Genomic DNA, 18,120 nt, shown 5'->3' with positions numbered 1-18,120 from the left:
TACAGGTCATTTATGTCGATAAAAACTTTTTTTGACTGTACCGCATCAGGCTCGTCTACTCATTAGGGTTTCAGCACGGTTGTTTGGCTATTTAAATAGCGCCGTTATGGCTTTGTAAATCACCGCTTAAGGTGCTTTAATTCTCGCACTATGCGCTGACACTTAATGGTTCGAGCAAGGTTTTACTCGAACAGCAGCGCCCTTAAAAACGCTAAGAGGAATCACTCATGGTAACCGCTATTATTTTGCTATCGATTGAGAAAAAACACATTAATCAAGTCGCCGAAAAGCTGGCGGCGATCGATGGTCTATCTGAGGTTTATTCCGTCAGTGGCTCTTACGATATCGCCGCTATCGCTCGTGTGCAGAGCAATGATCAGCTATCTGAGCTGGTGACTCAGCACCTTGCGCAAATCGATTACATTTTAAAAACCGAAACCATGCTGGCGTTTCGAGCCTATTCAAAACATGACTTAGAAGGCATGTTTTCAGTGGGCGTTTAAGCTTTTCATTTTTTATTGGAGTATTCGATTATGAGCCATCTTCACACTGGGTCTTGCCTATGTGGCGCGGTTAAATTTGAGTTGGAAGGCGAGTTTAAAACGTTCTTCCTTTGCCATTGCAGCCGTTGCCGTAAAACGTCTGGCACCGCCCATTGCGCCAATTTATTCGCTCCTGGCGCCAAGCTTAGCTGGTTAAGTGGCGAAGATAAGCTCAGTTTTTATCGTCTAGAAGGCTCGAAATTCGCCCGCACTTTTTGCTCTGTTTGTGGGTCAAATATGCCGACTGACGCTAAAAGTCGAGGCTTGGTTGTCATGCCTGCGGGCTGTTTAGACACAGACGTTACGATAACGCCACAAGCGCATATTTTTATGGACAGCAAAGGCAATTGGGATCAGCACTTAGGTGATATTCCTGCATTCGAAGCCATGCCAAACTAAAACCGAAAAAAGCCAAGATCCATTGATATTGGCTTTTTCATACCACTCATAACTGAGCTAATCGTCGAGCAGCCTCAAGCAAGGTACGTTCTTCTTTGGCAAAGCACAGACGAATAAGGCGCTGATCTTTTGGCGGTTGCTGATAAAACACGCTAACCGGAATGGCCGCCACGCCAACTTGATCAATTAACCATTCGCAAAACGCCACGTCATCTAAATCGCTGATCGCGCTGTAATCCAATAATTGAAAATAGGTGCCTTCACAGGGCAATAAGGTAAATCGACTAGCAACGAGGGCGTTTCTTAATACATCGCGTTTTTGCTGATAAAACGCCGCCAACCCCGCACTCGCGCCGGGCAAGGCCAGCAAATGTTCCGCCAAAGCTTGTTGCAAAGGCGTGGCGGTGCAGAAGGAAACAAACTGATGCACCTTACGCAGCTCCGCAGTTAAGGCTGTTGGCGCGACAATGTAACCGACTTTCCAACCGGTTAGATGAAAGCTTTTACCGAAAGAAGACACCACCAAGCTACGCTTTGCCAGTTCTGCATGTTGGTGAACACTCACTGCGGATTCGCCAAAGTGAATAAATTCATACACTTCGTCAGACAAAACATAAATGTCTCGGCTCGCAATCGCTTGCCATAAAGCGTCTACATCTTCTGCCAACCAACAGCTTCCAGTCGGATTATGGGGCGTATTGATTAACACCAAGCGGGTTTTATCATTCAACAATTCCGCAAACGCCTGCCAATCAGGACGAAAGTCAGGGGCCAACAAGGTGACTCGACGACAAATACCGCCCGCTAAGGTCACCGCTGGCTCATATAAATCATAGGCGGGATCGAACAACACCACTTCATCGCCTTGATGAACGAACGCTGCAATGGCATCAAAAATGGCTTCCGACGCGCCGCTGGTCACTGTAATCTCATCAAGCGCACTGACTCTTCGGCTGTAATGGCGCTCAATCACGCTGGCAATGGCTTCTCTTAACAGCGGCAGCCCCGTCATCGGCGCATATTGGTTATTGCCCGTCAAAATCGCCTGCGAGGCGCGTTCTAATAACCGCACATCGGGTGGAAAATCTGGAAAGCCTTGCGACAGATTAATCGCGCCTTTTTCAACCGCTAGCGCCGACATTTTGGTAAAAATAGTGGTGCCGACTGACGGCAGTTTTGACACGAGAGTAGAAGTGATGGCCACGATGATTTTGCCTTAAATAAGAGTGATTCGCTAAGGTAAAAGACGGGTGGGGAGTTCGTCAACAAAAACGCCAAGGCAAGTGCCTTGGCGTTGTCTGTTTGCTCTTGATGTTACTGGGGGTTATGCCGTCATAAACGGATAATCCGTATAACCTTCTGCGCCAGAGGTATAGAAAGTATTTGGGTTTGGCTCATTCAGCTCAGCGCCCGCTTTAACACGTTCAACAAAGTCCGGATTGGCCAGAATGCCCGTACCAAACGCCACGCTATCAGCGTCATCGTTGGCAATCACTTGGCTAGCTTCTTCCGCTGTGTAGCCCATGTTAACCATCAAATGACCTTTGTACGCTTTGCGCGCCACACTGACGACATCGGCTTGCTGCACGCCAAGGAAATCCGCACGCATTAAATGTACATAGGCTAAATCAAAACGGTTTAGCCGCTCTGCCAAGTAACCTGTCCACGCGATTGGATCGCTGTCTTTCATACTTTGGAAGCTGTTGAGTGGAGAAAGGCGTAAGCCAACTCGACCGCTGCCAAATACATCGGTCACCGCATCAAGCACTTCAAATAAGAAGCGCGAACGATTCTCCAAGGAGCCACCGTATTCATCGGTACGTTGATTGGCACTGTCACGCAAAAACTGGTCAATCAAATAACCATTAGCGCCGTGAATTTCCACGCCATCGAAGCCCGCTTCTTTGGCATTGATCGCCGCCTGACGGAAATCGCTCACTATGTCTTTGATCTCACTGACCGTCAATGCACGTGGCACGGTGTAAGGCTTTTTGCCTTCTGGGGTGTGCGTTTCACCTTCAATCGCAATGGCACTCGCAGATACCGCCTCTTTGCCGTCATTCAACAATGGATGCGCGGCACGGCCAGCGTGCCAAATTTGCATAAAGATACGACCGCCTTTTTCATGTACGGCCTTAGTCGTTAGCGTCCAGCCTTCGATCTGCTCAGCAGAATAGATACCTGGATCATCACCAAAGGCCGATGTACCTTCCGTTACCATGGTGCATTCTGAGATCAACAAGCCCGTGCTGGCACGTTGCGCATAATATTCTGCCATCAAGGCGTTGGGTTGATGGCCCGGCGCGCGGGTTCGCGTTAAGGGGGCCATGACGAAACGGTTTGGCAACTCTACGTCCCCAAGTACCACAGGGCTAAATAAAATATTTTGTGTTGTGCTCATCGTTAACTCCAAAAAAAGGCTGTTTCAGTAACAGGATAGTCTCTACATGCGGCAGTAATTTTAAAATACAATCGCTTGCACTTTTTTTACTAAATACCGCCCAAAAAATAAGCATTTTGAGTGCTTGCAGCTCCCCTTTTCAAGGACTATATTGCGAGCATCTGACGATGTTCATATCGTCTTTTTTAAGCCTAATAAAGCACATTTGTGTAAGGCAACTCAGCGACATGACATCCGATTCGACTAAGCCAATAGCCCCTTTTGGCACCTTGTTAGGCACAGCGCTGGGCAATGTCCCGGTTTACTCATCTGACTATGATTCCGCCAATGATGACGAATTGCCTAACCGCCATGCCTATCGCAGCTATGTGGATGGTATTTTCATGGGTTATAAGTGGCAATGCGTTGAATTTGCTCGCCGCTGGTTGTATCTCAATAAAGGCTACATTTTTGACGATGTCGCCATGGCTTACGACATCTTTCGTCTCACCTCAGCGCGCTTAATCGCCGACGAAAGTCGCTTGCCGTTAAAATCCTTTCGCAATGGCTCGTTGCGTCATCCAGAAGTGGGTGCCTTGCTTATTTGGAGCGAAGGTGGGGAATTTGAAATCACCGGACATGTCGCGATTGTCACCAAGGTCTTAGCGGATCGCTTGTATCTGGTTGAACAAAACGTCGGTCATCAGGTCTGGCCAGAAGGGCAAGATTATTCCCGTGTGCTAGACGCCAAAATCAGTGCTGACGGTGGCTATTGGTTACGTTGCTCCTACGGTGATGCCTCTATTTTAGGCTGGGTGATACAAACCGACGATGACCAACACGCCGAAAATATTGCACCCGACGATCCCGCCTTATTTGATTTGCAAATACGCCATGTACCCAACAAAGGCCAAGCCTCGCGTGCTTGGTTAAACATTGCGAATCCAGCGGAAGAAGCCTTTGTCGACATGATGGGCGGCCACAAACTCGCCAGCCGAGCGGAAGACGATTATAAATACATGGTCATCACTGAAACAGCCGAACGGGAGTTAAAACGCGCCACCAACGAATTGCATGCTTTGTTTATGCACGCCACAGACTATGTGTTGCAAAACGATGACTTGCTTTCCAGCTTTAATATCCCCCCCGCCTTATGGCCTAAGATCCATCAATCTTGGGACAATCGTCGCAATCAGATGATCACCGGACGTTTTGATTTCAGCCTGTCGGCAAAAGGCATTAAGGTCTACGAATACAACTGCGATTCTGCGTCTTGCTATATGGAAGCGGGCATTATTCAAGAAAAATGGGCCAAGCATTATGGCGCGACAGAAGGCGAAGGCTCCGCGACGGAACTCGTTGATGAACTGATCGAAGCTTGGACAAACAGTGCCGTTAAAGGCGTGATTCACATCATGCAAGACACAGATCTAGAGGAAAATTACCACGCCCTTTTCATGAAACGCGCCATAGAAAAAGCCGGACTAGCATGCAAAGTCATCAAAGGGGTAGGCAGTCTGCGTTGGGACGAAGACGGTGACGTGGTGGACGCGGATGGCGTCAAAATCCGTTGGGTGTGGAAAACATGGGCATGGGAAACCGCCCTCGATCAGATCCGCGCCGAATGCGATGACGATGAGCAGCGTTTACGCGACTACCAAACCGATATACCACGCAGTGAAGCACCGCGTTTAGTGGATGTATTATTACGCAAAGACGTGATGGTGTATGAGCCTCTTTGGACACTCATTCCCAGCAATAAGGCGATTTTACCCGTTTTATGGCTGCTTTTCCCCGATCATCCCTATTTATTAGAATCGTCTTTTGAATTAAGCGATTCCTTAAAAAATAACGGCTATGTGAGCAAACCCATTGCGGGCCGCTGCGGTTTTAACATCAGCCTATACGATGGCGAAGACGCCTTGATGGAAGAAACCGCTGGGCGTTTTTCTCACCAAGATCACATCTTCCAAGCGCTGTGGAAACTGCCAGACATTGAAGGCTATCGCTCACAAATTTGCACCTTCTCCGTGGCAGGGCATTACGCTGGCAGCTGCTTGCGTGTTGACCCAAGCTTAGTCATTACCAAAGACAGCGACTTAATGACCTTACGAGTGATTGAATAACATCACGATGCATGACGGTAAAGAGGGTAGGTTTTTCGTATGGTAACTATTGAGAGAGGATCACTAGAATAAAAAGGATTACAAACACACAGAAAGAACAATATCGCTAGAAAAGGGAGTAACCAGCGATATTGCTCTTCTCTTTAACTACCTGCTAGAAGCCGTAGTTAAAACGAACTCGTGCTGCTGTGACTTTATCATTATCACCCGCGGCAACGTCATCCGCTGTTGAGTAAGAACCCGCAAAAGTTACTGTGGCGTTTTCGATATCCAATACAGGAACCGTGTAAGCAACATAAGTGGTTAACAAAGATGGATCACTACCGGCTTTATTATCAACACTAGAAGCAATCACACCCAAGCCAAAGTTTCCGTACACCATGTTTGCAACAAATGACGTGGTCTTCTTATCTGAAATATCGTCTTTGCTGTGCGCTGCAGCAAGGTTCACGTTAGCCGCACCCATATCAAAGTTCGCAGTAACAGCATAACCTGTTAGATCCACTTTACCAGTAGTTGGAGTAGGTGTTGCACCGTCCGTTGTATCATATTTAACGCTTTCAAAACCTGCAGAAATAGTCGCGGCATCCGTCACAAAAGTCACCGAAGGACGGATGCCAGCAATTGCTGTGGTTTTATCACCATAAGATTTGCCGTCACCCTTATCCGCTTGACCATCACCGTAAAGCGTATCCACTTCAAACTTTAGCATTTCGCTGGCTTTGTAATGGAAAGCAATCTGTCCGCCATTATCGCCCACACGACCACGCACTTTATTGGCTTCATAAACACCGCCATCAATAGCATGAACAATTAAAGTATCTTTTGCTAACGGAAATAAGTTAATGCCTTCAAAGCGACCTAGTTGTAGGTCCCAAGTGTTATTGCCCAACTGAATAAAAGCGTCATCAACGACAGCTGTTCCATCTGTTGTTAAAAGCACCGAGCCCTTACCAGCAAAGAAGTTCTCACCTGATGTGTGTTTGCTGTAAGCGTTCAGCTCAACACGACCATTTTGGTCATAAGTCGTATCACCTACGGCTTTGTCAATTGCATCAGTATTTAACTCGAAGTTCGCATCGAATGAAGGCGCCGCGTGAATCGCACCAGCGGATAAAAGACCAGTGACAATAGCAGTGTAAAGAATCGATTTTTTCATAGTTTCAAACCCAAATGTTTGTTGTTTTTATAGTGATTAAATGCTTAAAAACGTATGTTTTCGGTATTAATAATACATTTCGGTAACTTTATTACAACAAGAAATCAGACTTGAATGGTCTTATTTTTTACTTAATTTTTTAAGAAGCAAGTATAAATTATTTAAGTAATTGTAATATATAGTTTTTTATGAAATACGACAGGCTAATAAAATGTCTCACCTTCAGGAAATAAGAAAGAAATGAAGATAAATTAAGATTTGCGTTCTTTAATTACCAAATGATGAAAATTAAAAACAAAAACGTGATCGCGAAAAAATCAAGCGAGAAGCAAGAGCAGCAGAAGAGAAGAATGCTAGGATGATGACTCACCCAATGGAGGAATCCCAAGATGCAAATATCAGCAGATACTTTACGTTCTCGCTTAACTTGGCCAAAAATTGTGGCAGCGCTGCGCGATATTTTCGTGACAGACGTACAGTCACCCGTGCGCCACCATCATTTTATTGATGTGCCGAACGCTCCTCAGGCGACATTATTACTGATGCCAGCTTGGATCGAAGGTCAATATTTAGGCGTTAAGCAAGTCAGCGTTTTTCCGGGCAATAACGCACAAGGCTTACCCGGTTTAACCAGTCTTTATACGTTAAGTTGCGGTAAAACGGGGCAAACCTTGGCGCAAATGGATGGCAACGTCATCACAGCGATACGCACCGCCGCAGCATCGGCTTTGGCGTCTTCGTACCTATCTCGCCCAGATTCTCGCGCTATGTTAATGCTGGGCGCTGGGCGGATGGGCCGTCATCTTGTTCCAGCACATTGCAGTGTTCGCCCCATTGAAATCGTATGGATCTGGAATAGAAACCATGTCACTGCGTCTGAGTTTGTCGCAGAACTACAAGCGCAAGGCATTGATGCCCGAATCTGCAAAACCGAACAACTTGCCGACATAGCAGGCAAGGTAGACATTATTAGCTGCGCCACACTCGCCAATGAACCCATCATTTTAGGCGAATGGCTCAAACCTGGCGTGCATATGGACCTAGTCGGCAGCTTTACCCCAATGATGCGCGAAGTGGACAATCTCGCCATGCAAAAAGCAGAGATTTTTGTCGACACGCGCGCAGGTGCATTAGCGGAAACCGGCGATTTAATCATCCCAATAAGAGAAGGGGCGATAGTAGCGGAGGACATTCAAGCCGAATTAACCGAGCTTTGCAGCGGCAAGCACTTAGGCAGACAAGCGCTTAATCAGCCCGATCAAGCCATTACCTTGTTTAAGTCCGTCGGCGATTCTCGTGAAGACTTAGCAGCGGCGATGCTGGCGTATCAGGATTCATAACCCCCTTTTAACCTAAACTCACTTAATCTCATTCCTCTAAACTTGGTCTGTACACACGCCACTATCTATATAGTGGCGTGATGAAAGTGACACGATGCATTAACGGCTTCCGAGTTAAAGCGCCTGTCGCGTTTTATCTCAGCTACCTACTCGGCGACTTCGTTCTCAAGCCGCTGCTCGCTATGCTTTAATTGCAACACGATCGGTACAAAAACCGCCTGTTATACCGGCATAATGCTACACTAGCGCCTTCTATTTATAGCTTTCAACCTTAGCGGGAGCGCCATGAGCTTTGCATCATTAGGGCTTGATCAAAACATTCTTGATCAGGTAAAAAAACTAGATTACTCAACCCCTACACCGATCCAACTTGCCGCGATTCCGGCGGTTTTATCCAATCAAGACATTATGGCTGGCGCGCAGACAGGCACCGGAAAAACCGCCGCCTTCGCGTTACCGCTATTGCACCGAATTTTACAAACCAAAGCGTCGCACCACACCGATAACATCCAGGTTCTGGTCCTGACGCCGACCCGAGAATTAGCGCAACAAGTTCATGCCAGTTTCATAAAATACAGCGCTAATCTCCCCATCCAATCTGTGGTGGCGTATGGCGGAGCCAGTATCAATGTGCAATTGGATGCGCTCAAGCAAGGCTGTGATGTCTTAGTTGCCACGCCGGGGCGTTTGCTTGAGTTGATGATGAAAAACCTGATTGATCTAAACCATCTGCAAACTCTCGTATTGGATGAAGCCGACCGTATGCTCGACATGGGCTTTATCATTGATATTCAAAGAATATTAAAAAAACTCCCCGAAACGCGACAAACGCTATTTTTTTCTGCCACCTTTAACGATGAGATCTTTGCTCTCAGTAAAGCCCTACTAAAAGACCCGCAATTAATAGAAGTTAACCACCGCAACACCGCCGCCGCACAGGTTGAACAAATCGTCTATGCCGTTGACCAACAACAAAAACGGGCGCTTTTATCCTTTCTTATTGGTTCTAAAAACTGGCAACAAGTGCTTATTTTCACTCGTACCAAACAAGGCGCTGACGAACTCGCAAAAGAAATGGCAAAAGACGGCATCGCCACTCAAGCCATCCATGGCGACAAATCCCAAGGCGCACGTGATAGGGTATTAGCCGATTTTAAAGCCGGCAAAGTACGCGCCCTTGTCGCCACAGACGTTGCCGCAAGAGGCATCGACATTGAACAATTGCACTATGTGGTAAATCACGAATTACCCTACAACGCAGAAGACTACATTCACCGCATTGGTAGAACGGGCCGCGCTGGCACGAGCGGACTGGCCGTCAGCCTAGTGGCGGAAAAAGAGCAATATTTGTTAGCGGAGATAGAAAAGCTCGTCGGTGAGCAATTTGTACCTCAGTGGCTACCAGGCTTCGAACCAAACATTAATCACGCTCCTTCACAGCAAAAGCGCGAACCCTCAAAAAAGGCATTAAGAGCGAAAGCGCTTGGGCTTTCTTCACCTAAAAAAGGGCATCGCAGAAGGTAGTCAGCGAAGGTTGGGGGAGTTTTGTAGGCCTGATATCAGGCGTGCGAGGCTATTGAACCTGCAATTGGTTGATTTATATTGGTTAAAAGCTTTGCCGTTTACTAACGGCAAAGCTTAACAAGTTCTAAAAGCCACCTATTCACACGGAACCACCTATTCACACGGAATCACTTATTCAGCACGAAACCAAGAGCGCGCTACTCTGTTTAGCACAGCCTTCGCTCACATCCCCCCTAATATCGTCCTTTTCACCCCAGCCTCATCCTTCTTACCTATATCTCATCTCAATATCAGCTTTTTTATCAGCATTTCACTCTAGCGGCTGAATTTTAGCCTGCTGATGCACGAAATCGCATCTGGCACGTCATTCGAGTGCATTTTAAAGATCAATAAATATACTGTAAAATTATTGTAAGGTTATTAAAATACACGTAACATTTACGAAACATCTACAGCGTAGTTTTTATGGGTTTTTAAGCGTCAAGGGAATAATAAGAATGATAAAAAGCAACAGCGATTTTTTGGAGGCAGTATCAGAAAGGGAATACACTTTTTATGCAGAGTATTTGCTCAAGCACATTCGCTCCGCCTCTTTAAAAAACTTACGTAGCGATACGCTGGTTGAGCGTGTAAAAAAGCTAAACGATGAACTGGATAATTTAATCCAAAAAAGTCGAGCTCCGCAGAATTTCGCCAGTCAAATGCGCACGGCGTTTAAAGCCACCCAATTACCCTTTAGCCACTTCCGCTGGCTCGATAAAAAAGACCAACGTTTGTGTAATTGGGCTTGGTGCTATTTAAAAGAACATTCGCAAACTCAAAAAAACCTTTCTGGCGAAGAACAAACGCCACCACAAGAAACGCGCTTCTTACGCCTTGCTGAAAAAGCCTTCAGCACAGAAAGAGACAATACCGCGGACAGACACAACGACATTATTAACGCCTTCTTCGACAGCGAAGCCGATTTGCAGCAGCAACAAGCGATGCTGGAATGCTTAAAAAACATCTGGCAAACTATTCGCTCACAAGACGCAGTGGTCAACTGGCTGGAAGCGTCAGACTCTGTTCAGTGGACTTGGGCATATTCGTATCTACAAAACATCACGCAACGCCCGCTTCCCCCTGTTTGGCTCGCCACAGACGCCGCAGAAAAAAAAGCAGCGGTTATTGCTACTCTAGATTTATCTGATAACGTAGACCGTAAAGCGCTCATTATTGATAAAATGAAAAAAGCGTGGAGCCAAAAAAAGTTTCGTGAGAAATCAACAGGCAAAAAGCCTTACAGCATCAGCATGACGCTTAACACGAAGCAAAAATTAAACGCCTTAGCGGAGGAAAAAGGCATGAAGATCAATGATATGATTGAGTATTTAGTCAACAATGAATATAAAAATCGGGACATCAGCGAATAATGCAAATCAACATGAGATAAAAATCATTTGCCCAGCCTACCAATAAGCCCTATTTTCGATGGATTGGTAGTGTCATTTGTCCTCTAATCACTGTATAACGAGCCGCATGAAAATTCCTAAAAGATTACAACCCCTAATAGAAGATGGCTTAATAGACGACGTTCTTCGACAATTGATGAGCGGAAAAGAAGCCACCGTTTACGTGGTTCGTTGCGGATCTGAGATCCGTTGCGCAAAAGTCTACAAAGAAGCCAGCAAACGCAGTTTCAAACAAGCTGTGCAATACCGAGAAGGCCGAAAAGTACGCAACAGTCGCCGCTCAAGAGCCATGGAGAAAGGCTCTAAATTTGGTCGCGATGAACAAGAAAACCTCTGGCAAAGCGCAGAAGTCGACGCCTTGTATCGTTTGGCCGAAGCCGGTGTTCGTGTGCCTGTGCCTTATGGCTGCATTGATGGCGTCTTATTAATGGAGCTGGTCACCGACGATAACGGCGAAGTCGCACCACGCCTAAGCGATGTGGTGCTGACAGCCGAACAAGCCAAAAATGACCATGACGCCATCATTAAAGATGTGGTTCGCATGTTATGCGCTGGCTTAGTACACGGGGATTTATCTGAATTCAATGTGTTAGTGGATTCACACGGCCCGGTTGTTATCGACTTACCACAAGCGGTCGATGCCGCCGCCAATAATAACGCCGAGTGGATGTTAGAGCGCGACGTCAACAACATGCGTAATTATTACGGCTTGTTTGCCCCAGAGCTGCTCGAAACAAAATATGCGAAGGAAATTTGGGCGTTATTTGAAGCCGGTAAATTAACACCCAACACGGAGCTGACCGGCTTATTTGAAGAACCAACAGACGCCGCTGACGTTGACTCCGTACTGCAAGAAATACAAGAAGCCTTTGAAGAAGAGCAAGACAGGCTCGCACGCATCAACAGCAGCAATGACGACGATTAATCAGATATTTTAGATACAGATCCTCCCAATCAACCCAAGAGAGCAACAGCCATCGCTTTTGCTCTCTTGGCAGCATCGCGATCATCAGCAACATAGGCTTGTGCAATCGCCCCTTCTTTCAGCACACTAATGCTTTGCGCTAACTCTGCCGCCGTCGATTCAGACTGGTAACCAACAAGATTCGCTTGAATAAAAGACGTAATATTGTGTTTATGACGCTGACACAAAGCGTTTATGGCATGATCCGAAAACTCGCCATTGGCTTTAACAAAAAAACAGCCTTTAAATGGCAATAGAACCTCAACCCTATCGTGGAACCAATCATCTAACGCATCAAATAGCGCTAACAATGAGCCCCTTGTCGCGATAAATCACGACCTACAAAACCATCACGACGGACAAGTTTTACGTAAACCAAAAATGTAAGTCGGCATTTATGCCGTCAAAAACCATCGTTAACAATGAATCCCTTGTCGCGATAAATTACGACCTACAAAACAATCACGACGGACAAGTTTTACGTAAACCAAAAATGTAAGTCGGCCTTTAGGCCGTCAAAAACCATCGTTAACAATGAGCCTCTTGTCGCGATAAATCACGACCTACAAAAACCAATATAAATCAACCAATTGTAGGATGAATAGTGTCACACGCCTGATCACAGTCGTGCCTCCTTCATCAGGCCTACAAAACCTATCCAACCTTCGCTGAATACCTTTAGCGACACCCTCCTTCGTCGGAAAAGCACATTGACAAAGGTAGACAGAATTGTTCATTATCGTCGAGACCAACCTGTCTACCCGCAACTACAACTTATCTCTGTTATCTTTTTGGCAATTGACGCTTTTTTAACCAGTATTTTCATGTATAATCTCGCTCCGCATTTGACCGATAGGTCAGGTGCGAAGCGTCATCAAATTTTAAATTTGGGTTCCCTCACCCCAATCAAACGAAAAAGGCCACAATATGAGCACATTTACCACGGCACAACAAAGCAAAGCGTTGGGCTACCTCGCCCTGTTCCACTTACTGATCATTGCCTCTAGCAATTACTTGGTACAAATTCCTTTTACCGTAGTGGGGTTTCACACCACTTGGGGCGCCTTCACCTTCCCCTTTATTTTCTTAGCCACTGACCTTACGGTGCGAATTTTTGGCGCACCATTGGCGCGTAAAATTATCTTTTTGGTGATGATCCCGTCTTTAATCGTTTCTTATGTCTTATCGGTTTTATTCGCTCAAGGCGAGTTTCAAGGGTTTGCCGCCTTGGCCACGTACAACAGCTTTGTTGGACGTATTGCGATTGCCAGCCTGATGGCTTACTTGCTGGGTCAAGCACTGGATATCCAAGTCTTTAATCGACTTCGCCAACTTAAAGCCTGGTGGATTGCACCAGCCGCTTCCACCCTATTTGGCAACGGTTTGGATACATTAGCTTTCTTCGGCATTGCCTTCTATCAAAGCCCAGATCCATTTATGGCGCAGCATTGGCAAGAAATCGCACTGGCTGATTTTGCTTTTAAACTCATCATCAGCTTAGGGTTATTTATTCCTATGTATGGGGTTTTGTTGACTTACCTAAGCAAGAAAATCACCGCCATAAAACCCGATTTCCAGCTATCAAACGTAAACGTTTAGGCTTACCAAAGCTCACCAAAGCGGTCTCGATGGCTAAGATACAAGCGCAGGTCAAATTCTAGCTGATGATAATCGGGCTCCATATAACAGCAGAGCTTGTAAAAGGCTTTGCTGTGATCTTTTTCTTTAAGGTGCGCTAATTCATGCACCAGTATCATTCTGAGTAAGGGCTCAGGGACTTGACGAAACAAAGAGGATATTCGAATTTCATTTTTGGCTTTAAGCTTATTGCCCTGCATTCTCGACACATAAGTATGCAGGCCAAGCGCATTATTAATCACGTGTATTTTATCGTCGTAAATCACCTTACTAATGGGCGGCGAACTGCGCATAAAGGTATTTTTTATCTCTAAAGCGTATTCATACAAACCACTGGCACCGCCCAGTCCATGGACAACAGGATACTTATTTAACAACCATTGAGCGGATTTTTCCGTCTCTAACAATGCTTGCGCCTGCTGCTGTACCTGAGCACTGTAAGCACCAAGATAGTTTTTTACACTCGTCGTTTGACCCATATTCACCCATCACTATTCTTTATTGTCTAAAACCAAACACCACCGTTTCCAGAAGCCATGCGATCACCCAGCAAGATGACTAGACATGTAAAACCCTCAGAAAAATGCTCTCGTAACGGCCCCTAAACAAGCGTGACGAGATAAGTATCACGAAAACAAAAACAACTTAATTGCCGCAATCATCGACATAATGCGGATCATCCATTTGAACTGAATGGGGTTCACTTTTTTCAAAAAATGATAGCCAATAAATGAACCGACCAACAGCCCTGGCACGGCGTATAAACTGGCTTGTGTGCTTTCAAGCGAGAGTAAACCTAGGCTGATGTAAAAGGGCAATTTCACCACGTTAATGATAAAAAACGCCCACGCTCGGGTGCTGACGTAAGTCTCTTTGTTCAGTTTTTGTTCCAACAAAAATAGACTAAAAATGGGCCCTGCTGCGTTAGCCATCATGGTCACTATGCCGCCCAAAAAGCCCATTGAATAGGCCGCCCACGGCTTTTGCATAAACGAGGCAGGACGAAAATCCAGATACAGGCCCAAGGCGATCATTAATAAGATCATCAAACCTAAAAAGCTCACAAACTGGTCCGCATCGATGTTGGCCAACAACTGACTGCCGACTATCACTCCCAAAAAAGCCAGGGGTAAAAAGCGCGCTAATACCGCCCAAGCAATTTTAGATCGATAGCTCCACACCGCCAAAATATCGGTGATAATATAGAGCGGCAAAATCATCCCCAACGCCTCAGGACCCGGAAAGGCAATCATCACAATAGGCAGCACCAACAAGCCCATACCACCGACCGAAAATTTAGAAAAACCGGTAATTAACCCCGCTAAAAATAGCACGACGAATGCTGAATCCACCTACTCTCTCCTTTGTGAAACAAACGCTACTGCGCGTCTAGTGGTTGTTATGATAAAAGATATAATGAACAATAAATAATCTCGTTTTGTTATTAAAACGATCAGAATTAATAATCATGTGGTGAACCTATGAAACTGGATCAGCTAAGAGCCTTTATTGCGGTGGTCGAAACAGGCAGTTTTCGCTCGGCGGCGGATTCTATCCATAAAACGCAGCCCGGAATCAGTGCGGCGGTGAAAGCCTTGGAAGAACAATATGGCATATTGCTATTTGATCGGAACAGCTATCGCCCAACACTCACCGCCGAAGGCCATGCATTTTTCCAGCAAAGCAAAAAACTCATGTCTCAGGTGCTGCAGTTAGAAAACTTAGGCCATGATCTCGCTCAAGGCACAGCCGCGCCGTTGCACATCAGCTTGAGCCAAATGGCGCTAGACGATGATTGCATGTCACGCATCAAAGCCTTTCAAACTCACCATCCTGAGATTGCTCTAGACATCACCACAGATCACCTTCATGGCGTGCAAGAAAAACTGGCAAAAAATAAATGCGAAATCGCCATTGGCCCAAGATACGGGCTTGATGACCGGCACGCCTTTATCGAGCTTAATAAAATCACCATGATGGCAGTGATCAGCCCGACCTTACTCGTCACACTCAACGCCAATGACGCTAAAATAAAACAGCAATCGCTTCATACAATTCCACAAATTTTAGTCTCCAACACCGCCGCCAACGCCTCGGAAAATGGACACCAGTATGTTTTGCCAACAGGAAAGCGCTGGTACGTGAATGACTTTCAAGCCAAAAAGACTCTGCTACTGCACGGACTTGGCTGGGCGAGAATGCCCAAACATTGCATTGAAGCAGAATTGGACAATGGCCACCTAGTGCCAATAGAAGTGGAAAACTTCACCTCACAAAATCAACTGCCAATTTTCATGATCCGCTTACGCCATCAAACTCAAAGCGTTCAGGCAAAACTTTTTTGGGAAAAGATGAAACGCTTTTCCCATCTCAACGACGGCTTTTCTTCCGATTAACCTCGACGCCAAGTATGGTATTTTTCTAACCAGCTCAAAACCCGCTGCGGTGCATGAGCGCGTTTCCATTCACCGGCGGCGTATTTGTTGGCTTCCGCCCAGGTTGGGTACGTATGAATGGTACCAAGCACCTTATTCAGACCCAGACCATGTTTCATCGCCAACACGAATTCGGCCAACAAATCCCCAGCGTGCTCGCCTACTATGATCACGCCTAATATCTTGTCTTTGCCCGGCACCGTCAGCACTTTGACAAAGCCTTTTGCGGCGCTGTCAGCAATGGCGCGATCCAAATCATCTAGTCCGTAACGCACCATTTCATAAGCAATACCTTGATCTTTGGCATCTTGCTCGCTCAAGCCGACGCGCGCTACTTCTGGGTCAACAAAAGTGGTCCAAGGAATCACCCGATAATCGACACGAAACTTCTTCAACGAGCCAAATAAAGCATTCACCGCCGCATACCAAGCTTGATGAGCCGCCACGTGAGTAAATTGATAAGGGCCCGCCACGTCGCCTGCCGCAAAAATATTCGGATACAGGGTTTCGAGATAATCGTTGGTGACAATCGTACCTTTGGTTTCGATGCCCAAATTTTCCAAACCGTAACCTTCAAGACGCGCTTCGCGGCCAACCGCACAAATCAGCACATCAAATTCAATCACCGACTCTTGACCATCGAGCTCCACAATCAAACGCTTGGTTTCACCTTCCTTTTCACAGCGTACCGCCTTATGCGAAGTCAGCATGATTACGCCATCTTGCGTTAAACTTTCTTGTACCAGCGCAGACACTTCTTCGTCTTCTCGACTCATAATGCGAGCCGAGCGCTCCACTTGCGTTACCTTCGACCCCAAGCGCGCAAAACTCTGCGCCAATTCACAACCAATCGGGCCGCCGCCCAATACCACCAGACGCTTCGGTGGCTCATCCAATGTAGCAAAAGCGTCCCACAGAGTATCGCTGGTGACATAACCCACCTCGTCTAAACCGAGTAGATCTGGCACAAAAGGACGAGCGCCAGTTGCTAATACAATACTGCGCGCCGTTAAGCGTTTCGTGCCGCCCTCATTTAATTGAATTTCCACCGTCCAAGGGTCGATCAATTTGGCATAGCCTTGCACCACATCGACGCCCATTTTGCTGTAACGCTCAACACTGTCGTGAGGTTCGATTTTTGCGATCACATCGTGAATACGTTGCATGACTTTTTTGAAAGAAAAACTCGGCTCGCTGCTGTTCAAACCATAGTTTTCAGCATGGCGCATTTGATGAGCCACTTTCGCGCTTTTGATTAATGCTTTACTCGGAATACAGCCGTAATTTAAGCAATCACCGCCCATTTTATGGGCTTCAATCAAGGTGACTTTGGCTTTCACTGTGGCTGCAATGTAAGCACTCACTAAGCCACCAGCCCCAGCACCAATAACAATCAAATTTCGATCAAAGGATTTTGGCTTGGTAAATCCAGCATAAACGCGACGCGCTTTCACTACATCAACTATTTTTTTCGCGATAAGAGGAAACACTCCCAACAACACAAAAGACAATAATAACGAAGGCGACAAAATGCCCGACAAACTCTCTAACTGACCCAATTGCGTGCCAGCATTCACGTAAACCAAAGTACCGACAAACATGCCCACTTGGCTGACCCAATAAAAAGTCAAAGCGCGAAGCGTGGTTAAGCCCATCAGCAAATTAATTAAGAAGAAAGGGAAAATCGGCACCAAACGCAGGGTAAATAAATAAAACGCGCCGTCCCTCGCAATGCCTTCGTTAAAGGCTTTTAAGCGATGACCAAAACGCGATTGCACCGTGTTTTGCAATAAATAGCGCGACACCAAAAATGCCAAGGTTGCGCCAATGCTACTGGCAAAAGACACAATCACCGTGCCCCACAGCAAGCCAAATAACGCCCCAGCGGCTAACGTCATGATCACCGCACCGGGCAAAGACAAAGCCGTCACGATGACGTATAAAAGTAAAAACGCACCGCCAACCAACAAAGGACTGTCACTGCGCCACGTCTCGAACTCGAGCAAACCGGATTTTAATCCTTCCAACGTCAGCAATTGATGCAAATCAAAATAGAAAAAGCCCACCGCCAATGCGACGATCAAAACCAGCAATCCGATTTTTTTCATGAGTAGAACCCCAAAAAAGCCTTTCGGCCCGACAGAAATGTGTCAAAACAAACA

16 protein-coding genes are annotated in these 18,120 nt (G+C 46.3%); 9 read left to right on the top strand and 7 right to left on the bottom strand.

Features of this window, described 5'->3' with window-relative positions:
• Nucleotides 1-227: 227 nt before the first annotated feature.
• Together J8N69_RS08735 and J8N69_RS08730 are read left to right on the top strand one after the other, a co-directional pair.
• Complete coding sequence (locus tag J8N69_RS08735) at nt 228-503, top strand: Lrp/AsnC family transcriptional regulator (protein WP_168825298.1); 276 nt, start codon at nt 228-230, stop codon at nt 501-503.
• Between the two features lie 30 nt (nt 504-533).
• Entirely contained in the window at nt 534-941 is a 408-nt protein-coding gene (locus tag J8N69_RS08730; protein WP_168825296.1) for a GFA family protein, read from the top strand.
• Nucleotides 942-987: 46 nt separating this feature from the next.
• On the opposite strand, the gene J8N69_RS08725 is transcribed toward J8N69_RS08730, so the two are convergent.
• Both J8N69_RS08725 and J8N69_RS08720 read right to left on the bottom strand, forming a co-directional pair.
• Complete coding sequence (locus J8N69_RS08725; protein ID WP_168825294.1) at nt 988-2,145, bottom strand: methionine aminotransferase; 1,158 nt, start codon at nt 2,143-2,145, stop codon at nt 988-990.
• A gap of 120 nt (nt 2,146-2,265) precedes the next feature.
• Entirely contained in the window at nt 2,266-3,342 is a 1,077-nt protein-coding gene (locus J8N69_RS08720; RefSeq protein ID WP_211085028.1) for an alkene reductase, read from the bottom strand.
• Nucleotides 3,343-3,569: 227 nt separating this feature from the next.
• Between J8N69_RS08720 and gss the strand changes: the two genes are divergently transcribed.
• Nucleotides 3,570-5,447: a bifunctional glutathionylspermidine amidase/synthase gene (gss, locus tag J8N69_RS08715; protein WP_168825292.1), complete on the top strand. Its 1,878-nt coding sequence runs from the start codon at nt 3,570-3,572 to the stop codon at nt 5,445-5,447.
• 154 nt (nt 5,448-5,601) lie between these two features.
• On the opposite strand, the gene J8N69_RS08710 is transcribed toward gss, so the two are convergent.
• Nucleotides 5,602-6,606 carry a carbohydrate porin gene (locus J8N69_RS08710; protein WP_168825290.1) on the bottom strand — a complete coding sequence of 335 codons (1,005 nt, stop codon included), beginning with the start codon at nt 6,604-6,606 and terminating at the stop codon, nt 5,602-5,604.
• 389 nt (nt 6,607-6,995) lie between these two features.
• Between J8N69_RS08710 and lhpI the strand changes: the two genes are divergently transcribed.
• From lhpI to J8N69_RS08690, 4 genes are all read left to right on the top strand, one after another.
• Nucleotides 6,996-7,946: a bifunctional Delta(1)-pyrroline-2-carboxylate/Delta(1)-piperideine-2-carboxylate reductase gene (gene lhpI, locus J8N69_RS08705; protein ID WP_168825288.1), complete on the top strand. Its 951-nt coding sequence runs from the start codon at nt 6,996-6,998 to the stop codon at nt 7,944-7,946.
• Nucleotides 7,947-8,231: 285 nt separating this feature from the next.
• A complete protein-coding gene (locus tag J8N69_RS08700; RefSeq protein WP_168825286.1) occupies nt 8,232-9,470 on the top strand; it encodes a DEAD/DEAH box helicase in 1,239 nt (412 codons plus the stop codon).
• Between the two features lie 497 nt (nt 9,471-9,967).
• Nucleotides 9,968-10,882, top strand: a complete 915-nt coding sequence (locus tag J8N69_RS08695; RefSeq protein WP_168825284.1) for a hypothetical protein — start codon at nt 9,968-9,970, stop codon at nt 10,880-10,882.
• A 106-nt stretch (nt 10,883-10,988) separates the two neighbouring features.
• Nucleotides 10,989-11,846, top strand: coding sequence for a PA4780 family RIO1-like protein kinase (locus J8N69_RS08690; RefSeq protein WP_168825282.1), 858 nt, complete (start codon nt 10,989-10,991; stop codon nt 11,844-11,846).
• A 29-nt stretch (nt 11,847-11,875) separates the two neighbouring features.
• Here the strand turns inward: J8N69_RS08690 and J8N69_RS08685 are convergent, their stop codons facing one another.
• Nucleotides 11,876-12,196 (bottom strand): hypothetical protein, encoded by a 321-nt coding sequence (locus tag J8N69_RS08685; RefSeq protein WP_211085026.1) that lies wholly within the window; start codon nt 12,194-12,196, stop codon nt 11,876-11,878.
• Between the two features lie 616 nt (nt 12,197-12,812).
• Between J8N69_RS08685 and J8N69_RS08680 the strand changes: the two genes are divergently transcribed.
• Nucleotides 12,813-13,484, top strand: a complete 672-nt coding sequence (locus J8N69_RS08680; protein WP_168825280.1) for a 7-cyano-7-deazaguanine/7-aminomethyl-7-deazaguanine transporter — start codon at nt 12,813-12,815, stop codon at nt 13,482-13,484.
• A 2-nt stretch (nt 13,485-13,486) separates the two neighbouring features.
• On the opposite strand, the gene J8N69_RS08675 is transcribed toward J8N69_RS08680, so the two are convergent.
• The gene (locus tag J8N69_RS08675; RefSeq protein WP_168825278.1) at nt 13,487-14,002 is read right to left on the bottom strand and encodes a M48 metallopeptidase family protein; all 516 of its coding nucleotides are present in this window, start codon (nt 14,000-14,002) and stop codon (nt 13,487-13,489) included.
• Nucleotides 14,003-14,149: 147 nt separating this feature from the next.
• Nucleotides 14,150-14,875 (bottom strand): sulfite exporter TauE/SafE family protein, encoded by a 726-nt coding sequence (locus tag J8N69_RS08670; RefSeq protein ID WP_168825276.1) that lies wholly within the window; start codon nt 14,873-14,875, stop codon nt 14,150-14,152.
• Nucleotides 14,876-15,004: 129 nt separating this feature from the next.
• Between J8N69_RS08670 and J8N69_RS08665 the strand changes: the two genes are divergently transcribed.
• The gene (locus J8N69_RS08665; RefSeq protein ID WP_168825274.1) at nt 15,005-15,919 is read left to right on the top strand and encodes a LysR family transcriptional regulator; all 915 of its coding nucleotides are present in this window, start codon (nt 15,005-15,007) and stop codon (nt 15,917-15,919) included.
• Here the strand turns inward: J8N69_RS08665 and J8N69_RS08660 are convergent.
• Nucleotides 15,916-18,066, bottom strand: coding sequence for an FAD-dependent oxidoreductase (locus J8N69_RS08660; protein WP_168825272.1), 2,151 nt, complete (start codon nt 18,064-18,066; stop codon nt 15,916-15,918). The two genes, J8N69_RS08665 and J8N69_RS08660, sit on opposite strands and share 4 nt — an antisense overlap.
• Nucleotides 18,067-18,120 lie beyond the last annotated feature (54 nt).

Source organism: Marinomonas profundi, assembly GCF_020694005.1.
Taxonomy (GTDB): domain Bacteria; phylum Pseudomonadota; class Gammaproteobacteria; order Pseudomonadales; family Marinomonadaceae; genus Marinomonas; species Marinomonas profundi.
The sequence above is the reverse complement of the archived record's forward strand: the minus strand, read 5'-3'. Positions and strand labels throughout refer to the sequence as shown.